At 56.0% G+C, this 24117-nt stretch carries 29 protein-coding genes; 13 read left to right on the forward strand and 16 right to left on the reverse strand.

What is annotated here, in order from left to right; genetic code table 11:
• On the reverse strand, positions 1-549 hold the full coding sequence (locus Q1B13_RS12550; RefSeq protein ID WP_299799825.1) for a hypothetical protein: 549 nt from the start codon (positions 547-549) through the stop codon (positions 1-3).
• Positions 550-764: 215 nt separating this feature from the next.
• Between Q1B13_RS12550 and Q1B13_RS12555 the strand changes: the two genes are divergently transcribed.
• Positions 765-905 carry a hypothetical protein gene (locus Q1B13_RS12555; RefSeq protein WP_298935226.1) on the forward strand — a complete coding sequence of 47 codons (141 nt, stop codon included), beginning with the start codon at positions 765-767 and terminating at the stop codon, positions 903-905.
• On the opposite strand, the gene Q1B13_RS12560 is transcribed toward Q1B13_RS12555, so the two are convergent.
• Complete coding sequence (locus Q1B13_RS12560; protein WP_299080922.1) at positions 902-1255, reverse strand: MmcQ/YjbR family DNA-binding protein; 354 nt, start codon at positions 1253-1255, stop codon at positions 902-904. The two genes, Q1B13_RS12555 and Q1B13_RS12560, sit on opposite strands and share 4 nt — an antisense overlap.
• 158 nt (positions 1256-1413) lie before the next feature.
• Here Q1B13_RS12560 and Q1B13_RS12565 point away from each other — a divergent pair, with 158 nt between their 5' ends.
• Complete coding sequence (locus Q1B13_RS12565; protein WP_299080919.1) at positions 1414-1842, forward strand: excinuclease ABC subunit B; 429 nt, start codon at positions 1414-1416, stop codon at positions 1840-1842.
• 15 nt (positions 1843-1857) lie between these two features.
• Here Q1B13_RS12565 and Q1B13_RS12570 read toward each other — a convergent pair whose 3' ends face one another.
• Together Q1B13_RS12570 and Q1B13_RS12575 are read right to left on the reverse strand one after the other, a co-directional pair.
• Positions 1858-2100: a zf-TFIIB domain-containing protein gene (locus Q1B13_RS12570; RefSeq protein WP_299080916.1), complete on the reverse strand. Its 243-nt coding sequence runs from the start codon at positions 2098-2100 to the stop codon at positions 1858-1860.
• A gap of 98 nt (positions 2101-2198) precedes the next feature.
• Positions 2199-2681 (reverse strand): excalibur calcium-binding domain-containing protein, encoded by a 483-nt coding sequence (locus Q1B13_RS12575; protein WP_299080914.1) that lies wholly within the window; start codon positions 2679-2681, stop codon positions 2199-2201.
• 41 nt (positions 2682-2722) lie between these two features.
• Here Q1B13_RS12575 and Q1B13_RS12580 point away from each other — a divergent pair, with 41 nt between their 5' ends.
• Positions 2723-3205, forward strand: a complete 483-nt coding sequence (locus tag Q1B13_RS12580; protein WP_299080911.1) for a HugZ family protein — start codon at positions 2723-2725, stop codon at positions 3203-3205.
• Between the two features lie 3 nt (positions 3206-3208).
• Here the strand turns inward: Q1B13_RS12580 and Q1B13_RS12585 are convergent, their stop codons facing one another.
• The 5 genes from Q1B13_RS12585 to Q1B13_RS12605 all read right to left on the reverse strand — a co-directional run bounded on the left by Q1B13_RS12585 (position 3209) and on the right by Q1B13_RS12605 (position 8615).
• Complete coding sequence (locus Q1B13_RS12585; RefSeq protein ID WP_299080909.1) at positions 3209-3616, reverse strand: universal stress protein; 408 nt, start codon at positions 3614-3616, stop codon at positions 3209-3211.
• A 66-nt stretch (positions 3617-3682) separates the two neighbouring features.
• On the reverse strand, positions 3683-4009 hold the full coding sequence (locus Q1B13_RS12590) for an antibiotic biosynthesis monooxygenase (RefSeq protein WP_298935233.1): 327 nt from the start codon (positions 4007-4009) through the stop codon (positions 3683-3685).
• 155 nt (positions 4010-4164) lie between these two features.
• Positions 4165-6453 carry a glycosyl hydrolase family 28-related protein gene (locus tag Q1B13_RS12595; protein ID WP_299080906.1) on the reverse strand — a complete coding sequence of 763 codons (2289 nt, stop codon included), beginning with the start codon at positions 6451-6453 and terminating at the stop codon, positions 4165-4167.
• Positions 6454-6590: 137 nt separating this feature from the next.
• Positions 6591-6992, reverse strand: coding sequence for a DUF4864 domain-containing protein (locus Q1B13_RS12600; protein ID WP_298935235.1), 402 nt, complete (start codon positions 6990-6992; stop codon positions 6591-6593).
• 48 nt (positions 6993-7040) lie between these two features.
• The gene (locus tag Q1B13_RS12605; RefSeq protein WP_299080903.1) at positions 7041-8615 is read right to left on the reverse strand and encodes a lysine--tRNA ligase; all 1575 of its coding nucleotides are present in this window, start codon (positions 8613-8615) and stop codon (positions 7041-7043) included.
• Positions 8616-8875: 260 nt separating this feature from the next.
• Between Q1B13_RS12605 and Q1B13_RS12610 the strand changes: the two genes are divergently transcribed.
• Entirely contained in the window at positions 8876-9613 is a 738-nt protein-coding gene (locus Q1B13_RS12610; RefSeq protein ID WP_299080901.1) for a class I SAM-dependent methyltransferase, read from the forward strand.
• A 205-nt stretch (positions 9614-9818) separates the two neighbouring features.
• Positions 9819-10241, forward strand: coding sequence for a tellurite resistance TerB family protein (locus Q1B13_RS12615; protein ID WP_298935238.1), 423 nt, complete (start codon positions 9819-9821; stop codon positions 10239-10241).
• Between the two features lies 1 nt (position 10242).
• Here Q1B13_RS12615 and dacB read toward each other — a convergent pair whose 3' ends face one another.
• From dacB to Q1B13_RS12630, 3 genes are all read right to left on the reverse strand, one after another.
• The gene (gene dacB, locus Q1B13_RS12620) at positions 10243-11721 is read right to left on the reverse strand and encodes a D-alanyl-D-alanine carboxypeptidase/D-alanyl-D-alanine-endopeptidase (RefSeq protein ID WP_299080899.1); all 1479 of its coding nucleotides are present in this window, start codon (positions 11719-11721) and stop codon (positions 10243-10245) included.
• Positions 11722-11787: 66 nt separating this feature from the next.
• A complete protein-coding gene (locus Q1B13_RS12625; RefSeq protein WP_299080897.1) occupies positions 11788-12408 on the reverse strand; it encodes a nicotinate-nucleotide adenylyltransferase in 621 nt (206 codons plus the stop codon).
• A 32-nt stretch (positions 12409-12440) separates the two neighbouring features.
• Positions 12441-12902 carry an MOSC domain-containing protein gene (locus tag Q1B13_RS12630; RefSeq protein WP_299799827.1) on the reverse strand — a complete coding sequence of 154 codons (462 nt, stop codon included), beginning with the start codon at positions 12900-12902 and terminating at the stop codon, positions 12441-12443.
• A 468-nt stretch (positions 12903-13370) separates the two neighbouring features.
• On the opposite strand from Q1B13_RS12630, the gene ettA reads away from it, so the two are divergent.
• From ettA to Q1B13_RS12645, 3 genes are all read left to right on the forward strand, one after another.
• The gene (gene ettA, locus Q1B13_RS12635; protein ID WP_299080891.1) at positions 13371-15026 is read left to right on the forward strand and encodes an energy-dependent translational throttle protein EttA; all 1656 of its coding nucleotides are present in this window, start codon (positions 13371-13373) and stop codon (positions 15024-15026) included.
• 64 nt (positions 15027-15090) lie between these two features.
• Positions 15091-15624 (forward strand): hypothetical protein, encoded by a 534-nt coding sequence (locus Q1B13_RS12640; RefSeq protein ID WP_299080888.1) that lies wholly within the window; start codon positions 15091-15093, stop codon positions 15622-15624.
• Positions 15625-15626: 2 nt separating this feature from the next.
• A complete protein-coding gene (locus tag Q1B13_RS12645; protein WP_299080885.1) occupies positions 15627-16493 on the forward strand; it encodes a tetratricopeptide repeat protein in 867 nt (288 codons plus the stop codon).
• 189 nt (positions 16494-16682) lie between these two features.
• Here Q1B13_RS12645 and Q1B13_RS12650 read toward each other — a convergent pair whose 3' ends face one another.
• Positions 16683-17063: a hypothetical protein gene (locus Q1B13_RS12650; protein ID WP_299080882.1), complete on the reverse strand. Its 381-nt coding sequence runs from the start codon at positions 17061-17063 to the stop codon at positions 16683-16685.
• A gap of 405 nt (positions 17064-17468) precedes the next feature.
• Here Q1B13_RS12650 and Q1B13_RS12655 point away from each other — a divergent pair, with 405 nt between their 5' ends.
• Together Q1B13_RS12655 and Q1B13_RS12660 are read left to right on the forward strand one after the other, a co-directional pair.
• Positions 17469-17675: a cold-shock protein gene (locus Q1B13_RS12655; protein WP_298935245.1), complete on the forward strand. Its 207-nt coding sequence runs from the start codon at positions 17469-17471 to the stop codon at positions 17673-17675.
• A gap of 180 nt (positions 17676-17855) precedes the next feature.
• Positions 17856-18413, forward strand: a complete 558-nt coding sequence (locus tag Q1B13_RS12660; protein WP_299080878.1) for a L,D-transpeptidase — start codon at positions 17856-17858, stop codon at positions 18411-18413.
• 8 nt (positions 18414-18421) lie between these two features.
• Here Q1B13_RS12660 and Q1B13_RS12665 read toward each other — a convergent pair whose 3' ends face one another.
• Entirely contained in the window at positions 18422-19036 is a 615-nt protein-coding gene (locus tag Q1B13_RS12665; RefSeq protein ID WP_299080876.1) for an SOS response-associated peptidase, read from the reverse strand.
• 3 nt (positions 19037-19039) lie between these two features.
• Complete coding sequence (locus Q1B13_RS12670) at positions 19040-19666, reverse strand: arylesterase (protein ID WP_299081037.1); 627 nt, start codon at positions 19664-19666, stop codon at positions 19040-19042.
• A gap of 65 nt (positions 19667-19731) precedes the next feature.
• Here Q1B13_RS12670 and Q1B13_RS12675 point away from each other — a divergent pair, with 65 nt between their 5' ends.
• Positions 19732-20427 (forward strand): ABC transporter ATP-binding protein, encoded by a 696-nt coding sequence (locus Q1B13_RS12675; protein ID WP_299080873.1) that lies wholly within the window; start codon positions 19732-19734, stop codon positions 20425-20427.
• Positions 20424-22952: an FtsX-like permease family protein gene (locus Q1B13_RS12680; RefSeq protein ID WP_299080870.1), complete on the forward strand. Its 2529-nt coding sequence runs from the start codon at positions 20424-20426 to the stop codon at positions 22950-22952. The genes Q1B13_RS12675 and Q1B13_RS12680 overlap by 4 nt, the downstream gene beginning before the upstream one ends.
• Positions 22953-22954: 2 nt before the next feature.
• Here Q1B13_RS12680 and Q1B13_RS12685 read toward each other — a convergent pair whose 3' ends face one another.
• Positions 22955-23401 carry an Rrf2 family transcriptional regulator gene (locus Q1B13_RS12685; protein ID WP_299080867.1) on the reverse strand — a complete coding sequence of 149 codons (447 nt, stop codon included), beginning with the start codon at positions 23399-23401 and terminating at the stop codon, positions 22955-22957.
• Between the two features lie 93 nt (positions 23402-23494).
• Between Q1B13_RS12685 and Q1B13_RS12690 the strand changes: the two genes are divergently transcribed.
• The gene (locus Q1B13_RS12690; RefSeq protein WP_299080864.1) at positions 23495-24064 is read left to right on the forward strand and encodes a gamma-glutamylcyclotransferase family protein; all 570 of its coding nucleotides are present in this window, start codon (positions 23495-23497) and stop codon (positions 24062-24064) included.
• Positions 24065-24117: the final 53 nt, after the last annotated feature.

Consider the following 24117-nt stretch of genomic DNA (forward strand, 5'->3'; position numbering starts at 1 on the left):
TTACTTCAAGTGAACGCACTTGTTTCTGATTCCACCCCGCAAAAACACGTCTTGCTGAGCTACTTGGGGAAAACGTTCTTGCCAATCTCTGAACCGATCATTCGTCACTATTAATGCCTTCAATCTTTCCGCATCGCTGATTAACAACGGGTCAGCAGGTGTTCCTTTTGGCGCAACTGATATTCGGCCTGCTGGGTATCGAAGAGCTTTTGATAGTTTGGCAGGGTTCATGTAGTGGCCCGCAACCAAGTAGCCAACATTCGCGTCGAACCACAGTAACGGTACAAACCCATCTAGAACTAGCTTTTCAACAACTAATCTGACTGAATACAAAGTTGGCTCATCGTTTTCCCAATAGAGCACATTTGATCCATCAACGACGACCCAGTTAATCCGTTTTCGAAGTCTGAGTCTCAGCAGCAGAATCACTGCCAGAACAACACCGATAGCTCCCAGTAGAAGCGGTAGAGTCAATATCGGGCCGGATGTCATCACCGACCAAAATGCTAAACCAACCGATAAAAGTAGAAGTAGCGACAATCCAATCATACTGGGGTTGATAACGAGTTTGTAAGGCTCTGCAATACCTCGAATGCCGAAAGTTTCTATGAGGATAGCCCGGGCAGGCCGCCCAACACTTCGACCTCAATTTTTAGGCGATCAATATGGCTTGCGGCTTCAAGACCGCCTCACACTTCAAACTTGCAGCCCAGCGCTCCCTCCTTCACGTTTGAAATCACAAATTGTGATTCCAAACGGTTGCCTTGACGAACCCGGACACCCTGCCCAGCACGCGCGAAGTCCAAAACGCCATTCACCGGGTGCGAGGCACCCGCGTGGTACCGGCCGAGGATCTGGCGCAACTCTCAGGAAAATCCGTCAGCGCCGTTGCTCTCCCGTTCTAAACCCCCAACTCCGCCCGCGCCTTCTTGGTCAACTTGGCCACAACCAATTCATAAGACGTCACGATATGCTCACGCAGCGAGGTGTCGCTCATGCCGCGTTCCTGGTAGACCTGCAGCCATTTCATCCCCCGAGACGCTAGATAGGGGGCGGGGCGGATGCCGGGTTCATCGCTCAATACCTCAAAGGCCAGATCAGTGGCCTTGAAGGTGAACGCGTCTTTCCCGTCATTCCAGCCACACAGCGCAAACACCTTGCCGCCCACCTTCCACACATCCGCATTGCCCCATTGCACGACATGGCTGGTGGCTTTGAGGCTGGAACAGAAGGTATTGAATTCATCGCGGGTCATGGGGCCAATCTGAGCGTACTTAGTGGTGCAAGACAAGCGCTTGCGTTCTATCGAAGACCGAACTCAACGATCAGAGTTCCCGAAGCCACGGCGCTGCTGATCCGTGGTCCGAACCCTGTTGAACTTGCCAATTCCCAGCCCTCAGCTAGTTTCAGCAGATGCGCGTACTTCTTATCAGCCTTCTCGTCGGTACACCCGCCCATGCTTGGGAGGCCACCGTAGGTGAGATTTGCACGCTGGCCCATGACACTGATGACGCAGGTATCTTCCTGACTTACGATCCGGCACAGCCGCTGTATACGCTGACGGTCACTCGGAAAACCGACACGTGGACATTGACCCCCTGGTTTGCGATGCGGTTCAGTGGGCGTGACCCGATCGAAATCGCAACACCGCGCCATGTCCTTTCACCGGACACCTATTCACTTGGCGTCAGTGACGCAGGGTTTGGGAACGTCCTTGATGGGTTGGAATACAATGACATGGCCTACGCCTTCACGCAGGACCGTATCACCGAGTTTCCGCTAAACGGCGCCGCGCCCGAAGTGCGCAAGTTTCGCGACTGCGCAGGCGGGCAGCTGTCGTGACCTCGTCCGAGTTGGTTAGAAATCGAATAGCTCATCCAAAAAACTGCCGCGCTTTTTCTTCTTGCGATACCCATGATCTGAGCGGTCGTCATAGCCCTGCTGAGGTGGTGGTGGAGGGGTATGGGCTCCGGACCGGTCAATGATTTTGTCCAACTCACCCCGGTCCAACCAAACGCCACGACATTGCGGGCAATAGTCGATCTCGACCCCGCTGCGTTCGGCAATCACCAAATTGGTGCCATCAATCGGACATTTCATCAGACGTTCTCCCATAGCTGTGCAGGTCAGATGGGAAGGATCGGGCTGATTTTCATCCCGGTTGCGGCCAAGTGCCCCGGTCCGGCAAGGCAAGCGGATCAGGGTCGCACGAATTTGGCGTTGCCAACCGTGCGGTTCGCAGGCGTGGAACTGGTCGGCGGTGTCGCCTGCTGGGTGAAGGCCGGAGCGAACTTTTCACAGGACACACCATCCCCATCCGCATCGTAGCGCTTGTGGTAGCCCGGCTGACCCTCACGAAACGGGCCAAATCCGATGGCGTCCGCAGCGTCACATCCGGCCAAAGCGATCAGGTGCAGCACAGCGTCGTTACGGTCATAGTCAGAGATCCGCAGAAACATACCGGCCGCAAACACTGCGGTGGTCAGCGGCAGAAAAAGCACCATGATCAGGATGCGCACGGGGGAAAGGGCCTTTCGACGCATGGCGTCGGCCCGACGGTGCCGTTTGGACGAGCGCGGGTTGAGATCGCTCTCGTTTCGTGCAGGTTTTCCGAACAACATGCTGTCAGGATACTCCGGATATGTGGCAACAGTTGGACTGGCCCCAAGTAGATCAGGCATCTATCAATGGCAATTAGTGATTGTTCCCGGAACCACCCGACATGACCAAAACCGACCCGTTCCAACCAATGGACGCCACCGCCCGTAGTCAGGCGAAAGAACTGATCACCGACGCAACATTTGCTGCGCTGGCGGTTCTGCGTCCGGACAGCTTATTGCCATCAGTCTCTCGTATCGCGCTGGCCACGGATGACGCTGGGCGCCCGGTATCTCTGATTTCGACCCTTGCGGATCATACGCAAGCGCTGCGGGCAAATTCGTCTTGCGCCCTTCTGATTGGTGAGCCCGCCGACAAAGGCGATCCGCTGACCCATCCTCGGTTAACACTCCATGCAATCGCACGGCTGGTTCCGAAGGAAACGCCAGAGCACAACAGATTGCGCGCAAGATATCTAAGCTTACGCCCAAAGGCGAAGCTCTATGTCGATTTCGCCGATTTCAGCTTTGTCCATTTTGACGTTCAGGATGGCGTTCTGAACGGCGGGTTTGGCAAGGCATACCGCCTTGCCCCTGACGATCTGTAACCCTCACCGCACCACGTGCACAGCACATTTTGCGTGGCGCACCACATGCGACGCCGTCGAGCCCAACAAAAGATCCTGCATTCCCGGCCTGTGCGAGGCCATGATGATCAGATCCGGTTTGTGTTCTTCCGACCAATCCAAGATCGTTCTGCCCGAATGGCCTTCTACTACCAAGCCCGTCGCATTGGGCAGTTTTGCGGCCATATTGTCCAATTCGGTTTGGATCGCCTTGCGCGCTTCCGTCAAATACTCGGCAGGCATGTAGGAAATTGCATAATTCGGAATATGCTCAACCACATGCATCAACGTCACCTGCGCATCTGGCGTCGCCAGAACTTCGGCCAGTTTCAGCGAACCGGAAGTATCTCGTTCGGTATCAAACGAAATGGGGACAAGAATGTTATGATACATGCTGCAGTCCTCCTTTTTATACCCATCTAACATGAGCCTAAAAACTAGCGCGTGCTTTGATCCAGGTCAGGAATTGCCGAATGTTTCAGCCACGTCATACATGACAGGCTCAAAGCTTTTGCACAGCTCGTTGATCTTGCGGTTTCGGTCGCGCATCTCAGGCGTGCGCAGCATCGCCAGAAAGTCTTCCCGGCGCTTCCACTGAGAATAGTTGGCGATACGTGTCTGAGCGTCATTTACATGCAACCCAGCTGAAACGAAGCCTGGCTGTTTGGAAATGAAGTCAGCATAGGCTTCGGTCAACGATTCGAGCAAGTCCTGGCAAGTTCCGGGGGTCATTTCAAAGGTGGTAATAACAGTTTGGACGCTGGTGTTTTTAGCTATGTTCGGCATCTGGCTCCTCCTGTGGCTGACCTGAGCCTAGCATAGGAAATTGAAACGTCTCCTGTTTCCTTCGGCTTTCTTGTCAAATCCAAATGGCACCCTGCATAGGCAAGGGTACCACCGGATAAATGTGGCTGCCCGTTGGTGGGCAACCATCCATTAGATCAATGCTCCATCCGCATTAGCACCGAGACTTCACCTTGCAAGTTTTCCGGCCACCGAAGCAATAACCCATCGCCATTGCTGCCTTGCGCTAGCTCTACATAAGGTGTCGCGTGACGCACCGATCCAAAGGCACTCCGCAGCGGGCCGAGAACAGTTACGGCGTCACAACTCAGGACCTTACCGCCGAACGGCAAATGAGCATAAGACCAAACTGGCCAGGCGCTGGTTGCGGCCGGCTGCATGTTCCGGACTCGCAAAGGGTTCGCGGCCTTCACGCTCACGCCATGATATGTGTTGTTTTGGAAGGTCACGTTAACATGGCGGTTCTTATCCAGATCGGCAAAGGTGGTATCCACCCTTTCCGCACGGTCAATCCCGCCGCTACTGGCGCGAAATTTGTTCCCGGTGACAGCCAATCCATTCAAGAAGTGCCCGGGACCATGCGGGCGGATGACAATATAACTGAACCAGGGTGGGGCTTCGCTGGAATAGAAAATGTTGTCAGTGACGCTCATGGCACTGAACGAGTACCCCGAAACATAACTGGGAGTGGCATCCCGTTCATTTGACCATTCGACGAAACAGTTATCCACATAGTTCTCGGCGATCGTCGAACTGTTGTAGGTCCCGATCATGATCAGCCCGGCGGTACGGACGCCCTGCGGAAGGCTGTCGCCCTGAAAGAAATGATTACCCAGGATCATGTTGTTGTCCCCGCCGACAACGGCAAAATGCTTGAAGCGTACCGCCCGGTTGTGCCGTAACTTTACGTCATTCGCGTTGGTATTCAGCGCGATCGAATTGCGGTCAGTGACAACGAATGACTCCTCCGCAGACAGGAACTGACAATTGTCGATCAGCATCCCCTTACACCCGGTTCCGATCGACGAGATTCCGCGATCCTTGGGCCGGCTGACAAAACAATCCGTCAGCGAGAACGTACTGCCCGACGGCGCCAATCGGATAGCGCTGCAACGCCCGTTGCATTGAAACTCGATTTGCTCCATTCCGAATTTCCGCAGCGTACTGAAGCCGCTGAAATCCAAGAGATACTTGAACGCCTTAAAGGTGAACGTTTGGGTGCCGGATGCATCATAGATGGCTGCGTTCAGGGTGATCTCTCCGGCGCCAATATCCTTGGATCGCACATAGATCTCGCGCCCCACACCACTACCCTCCACCAACGAGCCTACGGGGATGTTTGCGATATTGGCCACATTCGTCAGTCGTTTCGAATCCGACGGATCGTAGGTCGCGACCGAAGTAAATGTCTCGGCATCCCAGGCCGAATTGCTTTTAACATCAAACTGCCCGTTGCGGATCACGCGGCGCGTGGAAAACCCGCTTTGCCTGTTGGGGACTGCAGCGGCCAATTCAATCGGTGCATTGACCGAGATCTTGCGCCCCGCCAGATCCAACGACTCATGATCTGCGTTGTTCAACAACGCCTGAAATGCCTTCTTAAACGCCAGCTCTTCGTCGCCAAAGGCCGCGTCATAGGCAGGAAAGTCAAAGTTCTTGGTCAGCAGCAACATTTTGTCGTCGGGCATTGTGACCGTGCCTTCGAAATCCATCTCGGACGCCATGCTGGTGTTTTCCGCCAGATGATAAGTACCTTGAGGGACATAGACCCTGCGTCCACCGGCTGCCTGATCCGCCGCTTCAAACGCGGCTGAATCGTCGGTGACTCCATCCCCTATAGCGCCAAAATCGCGGACATCGACGACGCTGATCATCTCGCGCAAAAAAATACCGGTTACATCGGTGATCTCAATATCATCGACCCGGACCAATGCCCCGTTGGCCCCTTCGATATCCAAACCAAAATGCCCGTACAGAGCAGACACACCCCAAGGCATATCCACCCCAGGACGCTGTCCGGTGCCGACGATCGCCGTAGTCTCATGCACCGTACCATAGCCAGAAAGCTGCGTGGCGGGCCCCTGTTCGGCAACAGCAGCCAAATGGGTGTCGCCAGCAGCCCCGGCCCAGGCCGCAATCCTGACCTCAGGCAGCGGCCCGCTGATCGCCTTTACCCGGGCCTTGATCTGCAAGTAACAGCCCGGCACGATTGGCGTCTGCCCCATGTAACGCAGCTTTTGCGTGGCATTAACCTTCAGTATCTCAAGACAGCCTCCGAAATCCGCATCCGCCGGAACAAAGGCCCCTGTCCCTGATCCGTCATAGGTTGGTGAGCCCGGCGTGCCGTCGCCCGCAGACCATACACCTAAGCCATTCGCGAACTGAGGCGGCATGAACACGATGCCGTCGGTGATTGCCTTGTTCATAGAAATCCCTTTCCCAATCGCGCCGCACAAATCTGCGACACGTTCAAACCCCGCGTTCAGGTCCACCCCGAACGCGAAAGTCTGAGTATCCAAAAGGAATTAACCGCCGCTCAAATCACCGTAACGATGGTGTTGCGTCAGGCTGCCGGATCCGCGTTGCCCAACAGTTGTACACCGTTGATCTTCCAGGCGTCGTTCTGCTGCACCATCTGATAGTCCAAAATATGCACCCGCCCGTCACCATCGGTGATCATGACCTTCTGCCACAACGCTCCGGCAACCTCTCGCAGATCCAGAAACCGCACGTCTGCTGGCCGCCAGACCATAGGATAACCGCGCTGCACCATAACGCCAAAATTCTCAGGTGTTCCGAACAAGCGCTGGATATTGGGGCTGGCAAAGGTGAAGGCAGTGGCAAAGTCATCCGCCTTGAATGCCTGTATCTGTGCGGCAATATTAGCCTCGATCTCGGCGTTCTGGGCGAAGGCACCTGATGCCAGCCCGGCACTCAGGGATATAGCAAGCAATAAACGACGCATGGGGCCACCTCCTATTCGAAGGATAGCCTCACGCTGGGTCAGGTCAAATCAGACCAGCTCTCCGGCCAGCGCCTTGTCGATCAGCGCAATGGTTTCCGGCACGCCATAAAGCGCGATGAACCCGCCGAACCGCGGGCCCTGCGAAGCGCCCAAAAGCACCTCATACAATGTCGTGAACCAGCCCCGCAGGGGATCAAACCGCTCACGTCCGACTGCATAAACCACCGATTGCAGCGCCTCATCCTCAATAGGTCCATCATACGCTTCCAACTCCGCCTTCAACGCTTCCAGCGCTTCACGCTCTTGATCCGTCGGCACCCGATGCATGCGGGTGGGTTTGACAAAATCATTGAAGTACCGAACGGCGAAACCCGCCGCCTGATCCAGATCGGGATGCGTCTCGGCCGTGGCATCCGGCGCATAGCGGCGGATGAAACCCCACAATGCCTCTTTGTCCTCGGCCCCAGAAACCGACGCGAGGTTCAACATCATTGCAAAGGGTACGATCAGGGTCGATTCAGGAACGTCGCCGCCATGGATATGCCAGACCGGGTTGTTCAATTGCGCCTTCAATTCCTGCCCCGGATAAGCGCGCAACTGCTGATGGTATTCATCGTAGGCTTTTGGGATCACATCGAAATGCATCCGCTTGGCCGTCTTGGGCTTTTGGTACATGAAATACGCAAGGCTTTCAGTCGGCGCATAGGTCAGCCATTCGTCAATCGACACCCCGTTGCCCGAAGACTTGGAAATCTTCTGTCCGTTTTCATCCAGAAACAGCTCATACGAGAAATGCTCCGGCGCACGGCCCCCCAGCGCACGGCAGATCGCGTCATAGATCTTTTCGTTGGTGGCGTGTTCCTTGCCATACATCTCGAAGTCAACGCCCAGCGCCGCCCAGCGCGCACCAAAATCCGGTTTCCATTGCAGCTTTACGTTGCCGCCGGTGACCGGCAGCGTCCACTCCTTGCCGTCTTCGTCGTCGAAGGTAACCGCGTAAGTCTCAGCACAAACCTTCTTCATGGGCACATACAGAACGCGACCGGTTTCGGGATGGAGCGGCAGGAAGATCGAATAGGTCTGCTGGCGTTCCTCGCGCAGGCTTTTGAGCATGATGGCCATCACGGCATCATAGTTATCGACCGCCCGCTTCAGGATTTCATCAAACTGGCCTGAGCGATAAAAGTCCCGTGCTGAATAGAACTCATACTCGAAGCCAAAGGTATCGAGAAACCGACGCAGCATCGCATTGTTGTATTCGCCGAAGCTAGGATATTCGCCAAACGGATCAGGAACCGTGGTCAGCGGGCATTGCAAATAGTCTTGCAGCGCCTCAGGGTTTGGCACGTTGCTTGGTACCTTGCGCATGCCATCGAGATCGTCCGAGAAACAGATCAGCTTGGTTGGAATGTCCGACAGCGCCTCAAACGCGCGCTTGACCATGGTGGTCCGCGCAACTTCGCCAAACGTTCCGATATGCGGCAAGCCCGAGGGACCATAGCCCGTCTCGAACAGCACACATCCCTTTTCCGGAGCACCCTGCTTGTACCGTTTGAGCAACCGCCGCGCCTCCTCAAAGGGCCAGGCCTTGGACGTCATCGCGGTTTCACGCAGGTCAGACATTTGTATTGAACTCCATCGGGGATCGTGCCAGCCACCCCATGCAACCAGCCCGGCCCCTGTTATTGTGCGGATGCAGCATGAGTCAATAAAGCGGACCGTATTTCTCAATACCCGCCTGAAAGGAATTTGACGGCATTGCCAAGTGCACCAAAAAACAGAACAACCTCTGGGCGGTATTTCTGCTTCGTCCCGGTTCCAAAGCCTGCTATGACGCGTCTTCTGCCAGAACAAAGTAAACGATCTGAAAACAAGGAAGACCCATGCGACGCGAAACGACCAACAGGATCCGCTTTGTCCTTGAGGATATCCTGCCGCCGGTCCTGCGCGACAGCTCAGCATTCCACTGGCTGGCCCGCCGTGTCTGGGGAACCCATATCACCCGTCTTGCTGAGTTTCGTGAGCGTGCGCCATATCTGACTGACGACGAGTATGAGGCGCTCTATCGTGACCACCCGCGGGTTCATCAGGGAACTGACAACTCCGAAGCATGCATTGAGCGGATCGCAAAGGACGTTGTTGGTCAAAGCGTCTGCGACGTTGGCTGTGGCACTGGTTTTCTATTGCAATGTGTCTTTACGGCACGCCCCGATATCGAAAAGATGACTGGTGTTGATTTTGTAATCGACGACGTCGCCACCATCGACAATATCGACTACGCCGCAGCCCGTATCGAAGATCTGCCATTTGACGACAACACCTTCGACACAGTGATCTGCACCCATGTGATCGAGCATCTGCTGGATTACCGCCGCGCCATTGCAGAACTCCGTCGTGTTGCTCGGAAGCGCGTCATCATTGTTGTCCCGTTGGAACGCGAATACCGGTACAGCTTCAACCCGCACTTCAACTTCTTCCCCTATACCCACAGCTTTCTTCGCGCGGTATATCCGAGCCCCAAAGTACATGTCTGCGAGGACATCGGGCGGGACATTTACTACTGCGAAGACCTCGCAGAACAAACGGCCTCAGAGACACCGACAAAGGATCAACCAGCATAATAGTACCTACACCGGCGGTGGTGGTCTGGTCAGAGCTACATTTGACACGGTTCAAAAACTGGGACGGGTTGCTATTGGCCGAGACAATCAAAGTATACAACTGACCTGCGCTATACGCCGCGCCCGCAGATCAAACAAAGTGTTGTACCTGCTTCCACCCGCCCATATCCTACGCGTTCGAACACCTCCAAGCAGGACACATATAATGACCGATCAAATTCCCCACCCCATGTCCCCACAAGATTGCCTTGTGGCGATCATGGTTGCGGTCTCTGCGTCGGATGAAACCATTCGCACTGCCGAGCTGGTCAAAATCGAAACTGCGGTCAACATGCTGCCGGTCTTTTCGGGTTACGACATCGACCGCACCCGCCGCGTGTCGCAGATCGTGTTCGACCTGTTCGAACAAGAGGATGGGTTGGATGCCCTTTTTGGCCTGATCCGGGTCAACCTGCCCGAGCGTTTGAACGAAACCGCTTATGCACTGGCTTGCGACGTTGCTGCGGCTGACGGGTCACTGGCTGAAACCGAACTGCGCCTGTTGGAAGAAATCCGGTATGAATTGAATATCGACCGGCTGCACGCAGCCGCGATCGAGCGCGGTTCGCGGGCGCGTCACGTCGTCTGATCTAACTTCCGTACAAAGCGCCCCATCGCTCTATCAATGCTCGTTGTAGCTTGCGTGATCTTCGGTTCCAGCTACGCGCGCCATCCGGGCGTTCTCGGGCCTCTCGCGGGATGGTGGCGCGGTGATCCATATCGGCGGTAAAAATGGCAAAAGCCAGGTCCGAGCCACCCGCAGTTGTCAGGAACCCGCCCAGCCCCGAAACAAAATTCAGCGTCCCGGTTTTGGCATCCACGCGGATCGGGTGATCCTTGATCGGCTTGCCATTGGCATCGGTCAAAGAAAACGGCTTCAGCAATGGCCGCAGCGCACCCGTCTTCCGCGCAGCGACAAGCGCAGCCACCAAATCACCCGGTTTCATGCGCGAGGCATCGCCAAGCCCGGAATGATCCACCATCGCGACCCCCTCGACCCCGTAGGTCTCAGCGGCCCAGCGGTTCATCTCGGCGGCCGAATCCGCAAGGCTGTTGGGTGCAGCGCCCCGTGCGACCGACGCGGCAAGCCCCACCATTTCTGCGGTCAGGTTGGTCGAGTACTTCAGCATCCCGCGCAGGATACTGTCCAGAGAATCGCTCTGGTGCAGAACCAGTACATCTCCGCGCGGTGTTTCGGTTGTAACCTGCACCCGGCCCAGAACGATTCCGTTTACCCGCGCCAATGTCTTGAACACATCACCAGCATACAGCGCGGGCTTGCGTACTGGTAACCACCGCGCGCCACCTTTGCCCAAGGCACCTTTTGCGACGGTCCAGCGATCCTGGCGGGCACTCGCTTCGTAAGTGTAGATCGGCAGTTGCCGGTCCTTGACCCGCATCCGCGCCATCTCAACCGACGGAGTATAATTCGCACTGCGCGCGTCCATGGTCACGTCATAGCTCGTGGCTTCACGTTTCCACTCGAAATGCACGCGGTTAAAGTTCAACGATATTCCACTGATCGCCGGACTGTACCCGACATGATCCGGTTGTCCGGGATCCACGCTGAAAATATACGGCAGAGCGCCATCATAGACCTTGAACGCCCCGCGCACCTCGGTCACGCCCACCTTGCGCAAATTGGCCGCCATCTGGGCCAGAGCATCCGTATCCAGCAGCGGATCACCCCCGCCGACAAGGATAAGATCGCCCTTTAGAATTCCATTCTCAATAGGACCATTCGCCATTAGCGTGGTTTCAAATCGATGCGTCGGCCCCAGAACATCCAGTGCGTAAAGGGCGGTCATCGCCTTGGCGACACTTGCCGGAGGCAATCCCTTTTCGTCCCCAAAAGCTTCCAACTGCGCTCCGGTTTTCACATCAGCCACGGCAAACACAACGTCACCCCTTAAACCCGCGGCTTTGATGAACCGTTCGACGCCGCTCAGCTGTGGTCCACGCGCCTGCGGCCTCAAAGACACCAAGGGCGCTTGTGCCAAAGACGTGCCCGGGATCAGAGACGCCCCCAATCCCCCCAGAAACAAACGACGTGAAATACGATCAACCATGGGTCAATTAAAATCCCAGAGATCACAACCAAACAACCACTGAAATGCACTATGCGCCGGGTGTGGCTATTCCGGCAACACCCCATCGCCCCAACCGCCGCGCCCGCGAATTTCAGTCGAGCTGACATTGACCATAGGCACGTTCACGAAACACCACGCCGGCGCAGCAGCCCGCCCAAGCAAATGCCGTGCTTGTCCGTCGATTCTATACTGTGCATATGCGCGCGCCGCCGGAGACATCCGGGCCGATATCCGATCCCCCGGCCGCGCCACCACGCCCACCGGTACGCTGTCCATGATCTGTCGCCAGTCTTTCCAACGGTGAAACTGCGCCAGATTGTCGGCACCCATCAGCCAGACGAACCTGACCTGCGGATAAAGCCTTCGCATCGCCGCCAGCGTACCCGCCGTCGCGCGCGTCCCCGTCAGCGCTTCGATATCCGTCACCTCGACCCGCGGATGCTGCATCATCTCCCGCGCCGCCGCCATACGCCGCGCCGATGGAGCGGGGCCACGTTCCTTTAGCGGATTACCTGGCGACACCAGCCACCACACCCGATCCAGCCCAAACGCCTTCATCGCCTCAAGCGTGACATGCACATGCCCCTGGTGCGGCGGGTCAAACGACCCACCGAACAGCCCGATGACCTGCCCGGGCCGCGCGTATGGAATGCTAAAACGATCCATGCCTTGCTGATGTTCAGAACTGGACAACGTTGTCAATCAACCGGTTGAACCGCATCGCCCAACGTGACCCGCCCCGGCCGCACCATCTCGGCGCACCACCCACCATGCCCCCGCACGGCGGAATAGCCGCCTTTGCCCAGCGCCTCCTCCATCCGGCTGCACGGCGCGCAGATCACGGTAAAGCGTAGGATCACCTCGCCCACCTGCACTTCGCGCCCTTTGAGCGCGGCTAAATTGATCCCTGAGACCACCAGATTGCGGCGCAGAATATCGGGCGACACCGGCCCCTGCCCCAAACATGACCCAATCGCCGCCAGATGCTCCTGCTGGATCAGCGTCACCGCCCGCTTGCCTGCGCGGCCCCGGTCGCCTTCAAGCCCATTGGTGGAGATCATGCCTTCCTCAACCGCGACCATCTCCGCACGACGCCCAGGTCGCAGACCGATCCATTCGACACGCCCCGGCTGCGTCCAACCAGCTATGAGATCTTTCAAGGCCACCTAAATCAGCAGTTTCTTAATTGCGTACATCAGGCTTCAGGCCAACCCAACATCGATATTTGTTCTCCAAAATGCCTTGCTCCAATACCACCGATAGCGAATATCTTCCGGTCTGACTTCCGCCTTATGCGCGGGAGCAGGTGGCATCACTCGGTCAATGCGTCGGATTGGTTCGTTGTAGATTTCCGAGCGCGCCCGCGCGGCGTCCCAGTGGAATTTCTTCAGAGAAGACATCGAAAAGCAAAACAAACCGAACCACAAAAGGTATCCGGCAGACTCAATTAATCCAATAGAGTTGCTCAAACCGTACACCTAATCCTGCAGCCAAGTGATCCACGCTTGAACTACCCAATCTCAATCTCGTAGTCCACCGAGGCCTTCGACGATCCTATCCATTGCCCCCAATCGAACCATCCGCTATCACCCCGCCCAACCTGATTTCCCCGACCCAGAGGACGCGACATGGCCGCCTATCAATATGTCTACCACATGCAGGGTGTCTCCAAGACCTATCCCGGTGGCAAGAAGTGCTTTGAAAACATCCACCTGAGCTTTCTGCCCGGCGTGAAAATCGGTGTTGTCGGCGTCAACGGCGCCGGTAAATCGACGCTGATGAAGATCATGGCGGGCCTCGACAAGGACTTTACGGGTGAGGCTTGGGCCGCCGAGGGTGCCAAGGTCGGCTATCTGCCGCAGGAACCGAAACTGGATGAAACCCTCAGCGTTCGTGAAAACGTCATGCTGGGCGTGGCCGAAAAAAAGACGATCCTCGACCGGTATAACGAACTGGCGATGAACTACAGCGACGAAACCGCTGATGAGATGGCCAAGCTGCAGGACGAGATCGACAGCCAGAACCTCTGGGACCTCGACAGCCAGATCGACGTCTCGATGGAGGCGCTGCGCTGCCCGGCCGACGACGCCAGCATCGCCAACCTTTCGGGGGGTGAGAAACGCCGTGTCGCGCTGTGCAAACTGCTGCTCGAAGCGCCAGACATGCTGCTATTGGACGAACCGACCAACCACCTGGACGCCGAAACCATCGCCTGGCTGCAGCAACACCTGATCGACTACAAGGGCACCATCCTGATCGTCACCCACGACCGCTATTTCCTGGACAGCATCACCGGCTGGATCCTTGAACTCGACCGTGGTCGGGGTCTGCCTTACGAGGGCAACTACTCCGCATGGCTTGAACAAAAGGCCAAACGGCTTGAGCAGGAGGCGCGCGAGGACAAGTCCAAGCAGAAGACCCTGCAGCGCGAACTGGAATGGATGCGTCAGGGCCAGAAGGCCCGTCAGGCCAAATCCAAGGCCCGGATCAACGCTTATAACGAGCTGGCAGACCAGTCCGAACGCGAAAAGCTGACCCGCGCCCAGATTGTCATCCCCAACGGCCAGCGCCTTGGCGGCAAGGTGATCGAGGTCGAGGGCCTATCAAAACACATGGGCGACAAGCAACTGATCGAAGGTCTGGAATTCGCCTTGCCCCCCGGCGGCATCGTCGGTGTCATCGGCCCCAACGGCGCCGGTAAATCGACCCTGTTCAAGATGCTCACCGGGCAGGAACAGCCCGACAGCGGCACCATCACCCTGGGCGACACGGTCGAGCTGTCCTATGTCGACCAGTCCCGCGACGACCTCAAGGACAACGACACTGTGTGGGAGGCGATCACCGGCGGCGCCGAGATCATCCAGCTGGGCGACGCACAGGTCAATTCCCGCGCCTACTGCTCGTCCTTCAACTTCAAGGGCGGCGATCAGCAGAAAAAGGTCTCACTGCTATCCGGTGGTGAGCGCAACCGCGTCCACATGGCCCGCCTGCTGAAAGAGGGTGGCAACGTCCTGCTGCTCGACGAACCGACCAACGATCTGGACGTCGAAACCCTGCGCGCGCTGGAAGACGCGCTGGTCGATTTCGCCGGCTGCGCCGTCGTCATCTCACACGACCGCTTCTTCCTCGACCGGATCTGCACGCACATTCTGGCCTTTGAGGGCGATGCGCATGTGGAATGGTTCGAGGGCAACTTCGAGGACTACGAAGAAGACAAGAAGCGGAGACTTGGACCCGACGCGTTGGAGCCCAAGCGGTTGAAGCATAAGAAGTTTGCGCGGTAGATAACTTTCCCGAAAGCGCAAGTTGTGATATATTGCTTTGAGTTGATTTTCAGAGTTTTTAAAAATGCAGATATTACCTCAACTTGTTGCCGCTGGCTTTCTAGGATTTTCTGTCGCCATAATGTTCCTTGCGTACAACCTTTTAAGAGAAGTTGTGCGCAATACGGAAACGCAAAACGAAGCGATCGCCAAAAGCCGCAGCCGCCTGATTATCGCATTTCTAGTTCTCTCTGCTGGCGTATTGGTCTTAGGAATTGTTTACTCTTTTCTTGCGAACCCGCGCCAGATGGAGGTCGTGCTTTCGCTGAGACCTGATCGGGAAGATATCAGCGGGTCGGTACAAATCATGCGGGTAGACGGATCGACAGTTTTATATGATCCACAGCAAAACAAATTCGTCGTCCGCCAAGGCGCACCACTTCTGCTGGATCTAGAAAAGATTCGAGAGAAGATTGATAAATTCCGCGAAGACATAGAAGATCTTGACGCCAAAGTCACTCACCTTGAGGAGCAAAATTCCGGCCTTGCGGCGACGGCTTCCGGTTTCAAGAACGAAGCTACCGACAGTCCACTTGACAATCCGGAGGAGAGTTTTTGAACATGGTTCTGAGACTGACCGTAGTGCTAATTTGTATCAGCTTTCCGTATAGCCTCGCATTTGCCGAGGGTTGTACCGCTGGAGAAAGCACTAGCAATCCAGCGCTAGCCCAAAAAATCATCTCCACAGATTCAAGTAATACAGACCTGATTAAACAAGCTTCCGAATATTTAACTGAAAACCAATCTGATCTTTGTATGCGGTACTATTTTGGCCGATACTTAACCCGCTTAGAACGATATGGGCAATCTCGTACGGTATTGGCTGGTTTAGAAAATGAACTGGCACGTTCAGGAAACACAAATGTATCACCAGAGAATGTAATCGGCTTTGGGTTTTTGTCCGAAGGAAATAACGATTCCGCGCTTGAGGCCTTCCAGAACGCTGCGCAAGTGTCATATTTCGATAATTTCCCCAATGACTTGAAAACTAAGATTTTAAATAACCTAGGATATGCACAGATGCAGGTCGGAAGGTATGATGAAGCTAGCGAGACGCTCAAACAAGCGGCCGAGCTTGGAAGTTCGCGTGCATTTCGCAATCTGGCTGCGGTAGCTTCGATTGTTAGTACTTTGGAGGAAAGCGATACGTCTCAGCCTGGCGCATTTGCCGCGATAGTTGGCAGCGCAAAGTCATTGTCAACGGCCGAATCTAGCCTTCTTCAAATCTCCCATAAGCTCAATGTCGAGCAAAGCAATATCAGTGTTTTTCGTATGAATAATGGCAGGTATTCGATATCTCTGGGCCGGTTCAAGAGCTACCCGGCAGCAATCTCGGACAGGGACAAAGCAGTAGAGGCAGGAATCTCAGATTCCTATGTTGCTTGGCTAACTGATTGGGAACTCATTGAAACCACGATGCGAGAGTAACGTTAGACACGGGTTGGAACCGGACTGCGTGTTTACCCTATCCCGATGGGGCAATGAGAACACTCGCGCCAGCGAAAGCCACCACTCTGCCAATTCCGGATCGACCCGGCTTGAGCGAAGAACCCGATGGATCGATTAATGCCGCCGCGGGGTCAGATGGCCCACTAACCGGGCTTCCCCTATTCAGGGCTAAGACCCGACCCTTGGTTTGCTCAACGAAACCCAAACTCTGTGACAAAACCGGGCCGCCAACCAGGCGAACGGGCCCGGCAGCTTTGCAATCTCGCCCGCAGGGCCATGCATTTCGACCTCGGTGATCTCAACCAGCGTCTGCTTGCTTTCAGAGATGTGGCTGCCTACCTCCATATGCCGGATCAACGCATGAGCGCTGTCGTAGTCCTCACGGGACACCGCCGTGCCATCGGCCCCGAAACTATAGGCGGAGGCCAAATGACCGGTCTCTTTCTTTCGCAGGTCAATCATCTCGGCACAGTTCTTGCGAAAGGCAGCGGCATTCGCGACAGGTACCGAAAAATATCCGATGACGGTTACAATCTGCGGGACGGGCATAAGAGTTCCTCCAACATGTCGATTAAAAAAGACCTCGCTATCGTATCCTCGTTCTCTGCAGAAACAAAAACTGATCCTGGCATGACGCACGATCCATAGCTCGCAAAACCGTCGTCTGAATTGCAATCCACACCTTCAAACTGTCGCAATTCAGTATCTTTATGACACTTAGATTCACGGCAGATTGCGTCGGCGGATTCTTGTGCAAATCGGACGATTGGCCCTCAAACCCTTGTACAAACCGCACAAATTACCTTGTCACACGCAGTTCTCAATGCCATATCAAGGGCGCTTACGTTTTTCTATTCGACCTACTGTCTCCGATTCCGGCGCTCAGTCTATCGATACAGACAACGACGCCGGGCTGCCGCAACACCGTGGGTAGCACTTATAGGAGATCTCGGAATGCCTACAGGCACCGTAAAATGGTTCAATACCACAAAAGGCTTCGGCTTTATCGCACCTGAAGATGGCGGCAAAGACGTGTTTGTGCACATCTCGTCCGTCGAACGTTCGGGCCTTACCGGTCTCGCCGACAACCAGAAAGTCACGTACGAGCTGCGCGCTGGACGTGACGGTCGCGAAAGCGCCGACGACATCCAGCTTGTCTAAGCTTTTGAAAGGGTGAGGTTTTTCCTCGCCCTTTTTCTTTGGAGACAAAACTTCTCGCGGCCGTCAGTGTGGCCCGCGTAATACATCACTTTTCGGTTATCCTTGCCCTGCAATTGACCAGATAGGCTATCATTCTCAAACTACGGCAATGATTTATTTGGCAATTTTGTGAGGACCATCATGTTCACGCGTCGCGTATTTCTTGCGTCAACGGCTGCCGCCAGCTTAATGCCTGGCCTCGCTGCGGCGAAAAAAGCGGTGGAATATGACCCGGCACCGCAATTTGTCCGGGTCAAAAAGCAGTTCCTGCCCGGTCAGCTACTGGTCGTTCCACGCTCGTTTTACCTCTATTTTGTAACTGAACCCCGCAAGGCGATCCGCTATGGGTGCGGCGTCGGCAAAGCCGGACTCGAGTTCACCGGCACAGCGACAATCGATGTAAAAAAAGAATGGCCGACCTGGCGACCTACGAATGAAATGATCGAACGCGACCCGGTCGCTTACGCGAAATTCAAGGACAACGACTATGTTCAGCCCGGAGGCAATGGCAACCCTTTGGGCGCCCGGGCATTGTATTTGTTCCAAAACGGGATCGATACCTATTTTCGCATTCACGGAACAACTCAGCCGCAGACAATCGGACGGGCTGCGTCCAACGGATGCATTCGGATGCTGAACGAGCATGTCGTCGATCTATACAACAGGGTCCCCATCGGAACGGTTGTCACTGTCGTCTGACCGCATCGTCAGGGTGCGGTCCAATCCACATCTGTTGCCTGCTCGATGTGCAGCAATCCATTTGGCCAGGGTTGCGCCAATTCCTTAGCTTGCTCTTCGGGCGCGGTGAGCCATAGCTGCACCACTGCCAAATCCAGTAACACGCCCATTCGGTGGTGGATCGGCTCTAAATCGGCATTTGGTTCGCATGTCACCGCCGCGAACTGGTCAACATGCAGGCCACCGGGCGCCTGCCACCGATCAGTGATCGCGGCAAAAAACAACGGTGCCCCATCCTTTGAAGCAATGCGCCACGCCGTTTTTCGGCGCTTTTCTCCGGTCCACTCATACCAGCCATCCACCGGGACAACTGCCCGACCGACCCCTTCGAACGCGGCTTTGTCAAATACAGTTTCTGACCGCGCGTTGATGATGGTTTCCATGACTGGTCGTCCGCGAGCATTGACACGCCCCACCGGGATCATGCCCCACCGCATGGACACCAACCCGCGGGTGGTCAGCACAACCATTTCCTGCCCCGGCTGAATGTTACTACGGGCTGACTGGCCCGGGGCTGTATTCGAAACACCCAGAACCGTCGCGATCTCGGTCATTGGCCGTGTCAGAAAAAACCGCCCGGGCATTGCTCACTCCTGTTTGGCAACCTCGTTGGCAAGATCCAATACGAAGGGCCCAAGCGTTTCGACAATCTGAGAGACCCCTTTGGCATTGGGGTGAATGCCGTCCGCCTGCATGAACTGACCAACCGCGCTCGGATCTCCGTCTGCGGCCAAGCCGTCAAAAAAGCTGTTCGCGTATTGGGTTTGATATGCCTGCGCCAACTCAGGATACATGGCATCAAAACTTTGCTTATACTCGGCACCGTAGTTTCCTGGCGCCTGCATCCCAACCAGCAAAACTCCAACATCCTCAGCCTGCGCCGCCTTCAGAATGGTTTCGAGATTGCCTCGTGACACCTCTGGATCGATGCCCCGCAACAGATCATTGCCACCCAGCGCGACGATCATCCCGTCCACATCGGGTGTCAGTGTCCATTCAACACGCGACGCGCCCCCCGCCGTCGTGTCGCCCGATACGCCAGCGTTGATCACACGGACCTCTGCGCCCTGCTCTTGCAGCCAACGTTCGAGTTGAGGGACAAATCCATCCTCCTCAATCAGCCCATAGCCTTGCGTCAGGGAATCTCCTAAAGCGGCGATCACAACAGGCTCGGCTGTGGCCATAAAACCGCAGCACATAAACAGCCCGGACATCAAAGCCTTGCGCAATTCTATAACTGCTCCATATCCCAAATAATTGCTCCCCTTTGGAAAGACCCATGGCAACATCAGTTCTTGAACTCCAAAATGCCGCATTGTCGCTGGAAGGCAATGCCGGTCGCGTGAATATTCTGCATGACGTTAGCTTGTCTGTTGTACAGGGCGAAACACTTGGATTAGTCGGACCATCCGGTTCCGGCAAATCCTCGTTGCTGATGCTGATGGGCGGATTAGAACAAGCCACCGGCGGCAGCGTGATTGCTTTAGGTAAAGATCTGACTGGCATGGACGAAGATACATTGGCCCGGTTTCGGCGCGACTCCATGGGTGTTGTGTTCCAAAACTTTCACCTGATCCCCACGATGACGGCTCTGGAAAATGTGGCGACCCCGCTGGAACTGGCGGGTCACAGCGATGCATTCGTTCGGGCCGAGGCCGAGTTGGAAGCCGTAGGACTGTCGCATCGGCGCGATCACTACCCCGCCCAACTTTCGGGTGGCGAGCAGCAGCGCGTTGCATTGGCGCGGGCATCCGCCCCGCGTCCACAAATCCTTTTGGCCGATGAACCCACTGGAAACCTTGACGAAACAAATGGTGCTGCCATCGTCGATCTCCTGTTCGGGCTGCGCGACAAACATGGGGCCACCTTGGTGCTGGTTACACATAGCCATACGCTTGCCGAAAGATGTGACCGCGTTGTTCGATTGAGAGACGGCAGAGTCGAAGAGAAGGCCAAGCAAGAGGCAGCAGAATGAGCATGCGGCTGGCCGCGCGACTAGCCCGACGCGAGCTACGAGGCGGCCTGCGTGGTTTTCGCATCTTTCTGGCCTGTCTGGCCCTAGGTGTTGCTGCGATTGCGGCCGTCGGTTCGGTTCGACACGCAATTCAGGCGGGTCTGACGCAAGAAGGGGCGGCACTACTCGGTGGCGATGCCCAGCTGGAATTCACCTACCGTTTTGCCAACGACGAAGAACGCGCCTGGATGGACCAGTCTGCGCAAGAGGTTTCCGAGGTTGTCGATTTCCGTTCCATGGCGGTCGCACCACGCGATGCAGGACCTGAGCGAGCGCTGACACAGGTAAAATCCGTAGATGATGCCTATCCTTTGCTTGGATCTGTGTTGTTAAAACCTGACATCCCGTTGGCAACAGCATTGGATGGCTCCGCTGAGCTACCGGGCGCAGTCATGGATCCGGCACTGATAGATCGCCTCGGCCTTTCGGTCGGGGACCTTTTCGCGTTGGGCACGCAGGATTTTGTGCTCATGGCTTCGTTAGAGACGGAACCGGACGGTGCAGCAGATGGCTTTGGATTGGGTCCAAGAACACTGGTGCGCACTGAAGACCTACGTACCTCGGGCCTGCTAGAGCCCGGCACTTTGTTTTCGACAAAATACCGACTGGATCTGCCGTCTGATATCGCCTTGGCGGATCTCTCAATTGAAGCTGACCAGATATTTGACGGCACTGGTATGCGATGGACCGATGCGCGCAACGGTGCGCCGGGCATTTCCGAATTCGTCGCGCGGCTCAGTTCGTTTCTGGTGTTGGTCGGACTGTCGGGGCTGGCCGTTGGCGGCATCGGCGTTTCTGCAGCTGTCCGGGCCTATCTGTCCCAGAAGACCGAAACAATCGCCACTTTGCGCACATTGGGGGCCGACCGGGCAACTATTTTCCAAACCTACATGATCCAGATCGGTTTATTGTCTGGGATCGGCATCGCGATTGGTGTGTCTCTGGGCGGGTTGGCACCCATGTTGATGGCGCCTGTTATCGAAAGCCGCCTGCCCATTCCCGCCGTCTTTTCACTTTATCCGCAACCCCTGGCCGAAGCTGCCCTGTACGGGTTCTTAACGGCGTTTTTGTTCACACTCTGGCCCCTCGCCCGCACCGAAGAAGTGCGGGCCGCCACGCTGTTTCGCGATGCTTTGACATCCGCCAACCGTCTTCCGCGGGCCATCTACGTGCTGGCAACTGCACTGGGTCTCGCTCTGCTGATCGCCTCTGCGTCCTGGTTTAGCGGGTCCACATGGCTCACACTTTGGACCAGCGGCGGACTGGTCGGCGCTCTGCTGTTACTGTCTCTGTCCGCGTTCGCGATCCGCTGGATAGCGCGCACCGGGGCGCCCTTGGCGCGTGGTCGGCCAGCCCTTCGCTGGGCGTTGTCCGCGATTTCCGACCCGCGAGAAGGCGCAGGTTCCGTTGTTCTGTCGCTGGGTCTCGGCCTATCAGTTCTCGCAGCGGTGGGGCAAATCGATGGCACCTTACGCAATGCCATTTCGGGAAACCTCCCGGATGTCGCGCCCTCGTATTTCTTCGTCGACATCCAAAAGGATCAAATGCCAAGATTTAGCGAGCGCCTTGAAAACGACCCGGATGTTAGCCGGATCGAAAGTGCGCCGATGCTGCGCGGCATCCTTTCACAGATAAACGGACGCCCTGCACGAGAAGTGGCCGGAGATCACTGGGTGGTAGAGGGCGATCGTGGTCTCACCTATTCCATTCAACCACCCGAGAACGCACGGATCACCGCCGGCGAATGGTGGTCCGAAGACTATTCCGGCACGCCGCAAGTCAGCTTTGCCGCTGAAGAAGGTGAAGAAATGGGATTGAAGCTTGGGGACGAACTGACAATCAACATTCTGGGGCGCGATATCATAGCCGAACTGACCTCGTTCCGCGAGGTTGATTTTTCGACCGCAGGTATGGGGTTCATTATGTCGATGAATCCGTCCGCACTGGCAGGCGCACCCCACAGCTTCATTGCGACAGTGTATGCCGAGGAACAGGCTGAAGCCGCAATATTGCGAGACCTGGCAGACCAATATCCCAACATCACGGCCATTCGGGTCAGGGATGCAATTGATCGCGTGTCCGGTCTGTTGGCCGGGCTGGCCGCTGCGACCTCGTACGGAGCTGGTGTTTCATTGCTTACAGGTTTCCTGGTTCTGATCGGAGCCGCAGCAGCAGGGGAGCCCGCGCGAAGATATGAAGCCGCTGTTCTGAAAACGCTTGGTGCTGACCGGCCCAGGATTCTGTTTAGCTTTGCCCTGCGCGCCATCCTCCTAGGGGCAGCGGCCGGCTGCGTCGCCTTACTCACTGGCATCCTAGGTGGCTGGGCCGTTGCCACTTACATTTTCGACACAAGTTTCTCGATCATTTGGTCATCGGCTTTGGGCATCGTGTTCGCGGGGATTATCGTCACTCTGGGTGCAGGTCTTGCGTTTGCGCTGCGTCCCCTGTCCGTGCGGCCCGCTCGCATCCTACGTGCCAGCGATTGATGTCAGCGTCCGCAAGCAACTGGCTGCAGAATTCTCAGCAAGGGGTCATTGTTACACACCAACGCGTCCAACGTGATATCATCTAACGAAGCATAAAACACCTCAGCAGCATCCTGCAGCGCCACGCGCAGACGACACGCGTCAGTCAATGGGCAGGTGTTGTACGCATCGGCAAAGCACTCGACAATCGGCAAAGATCCTTCGACGTCCCGAAAAACCGCACCGATACGGATCTCGTCCGCTGGGCGCGCCAGTGACATTCCGCCTTTGCGACCGCGTTGCGTGCTCAGATAGTCCAATTGGCTCAATTGATTGATCACCTGTGCCAGATGATTTTCCGAGATGTTGCACGCTTCGGCAATCTCGGCTTTCGTCACCAGCCGGTCCAGATGCGCTGCACAATACATCAGCAGACGTACAGCTATATTCGTCCGTTTGGTAATCCGCATATTGGCCTCCCTACATTCTTGATGCAGCAACATTGCATGTTCGGTAAAAAAGCGGTTTGACATACATCAATCTTCTGAAAGGACGCCGCCCAAATGGCTGACCCCTATTTCTTTGGCTACGGCAGCCTCGTGAACCTGGCCACGCATGATTTTCCGGATCCCCAGCCCGCAACACTGAAGGGTTGGCGGCGTGTATGGCGCCATACTGACCTGCGTCCAGTGGCTTTCCTGACCGCGATCCCGGATGCGGCTTCCGAGATCGAGGGCATGATTGCCCATGTCCCGGACGATGACTGGGCGGCTTTGGATGAACGCGAATGGGCTTATAACCGTGTTCCGGCAACGCAGTCCATATCGCACCCGCTGACACGCGATGTTGACATCGCTGTCTACGCGGTACCAAAAGATCGTGAAAACGATGCACCAAACCATCATCCGCTGTTGCTGAGCTATATTGACGTCGTCGTACAAGGATATCTGCGCGCTTTTGGTTCGGACGGCGCTGACCGGTTCTTTGCCACGACGGACGGATGGGAAGCCCCGGTCTTGAACGACCGTGCCGAGCCACGCTACCCGCGCCATCAACAGCTGAAACGCGTCGAAACCGATTTTGTAGACAGCCGACTACAGCGCGTTTTCGCAAAGATTGTGCAACCCGCATAAACCAAAGAAGACCGGGCTTTGCAGCCCGGCTTAATGTTCAATTCTGCGGTTTA

It is taken from the genome of uncultured Ruegeria sp. (assembly GCF_947489545.1).
Taxonomy (GTDB): Bacteria; Pseudomonadota; Alphaproteobacteria; order Rhodobacterales; family Rhodobacteraceae; genus Ruegeria.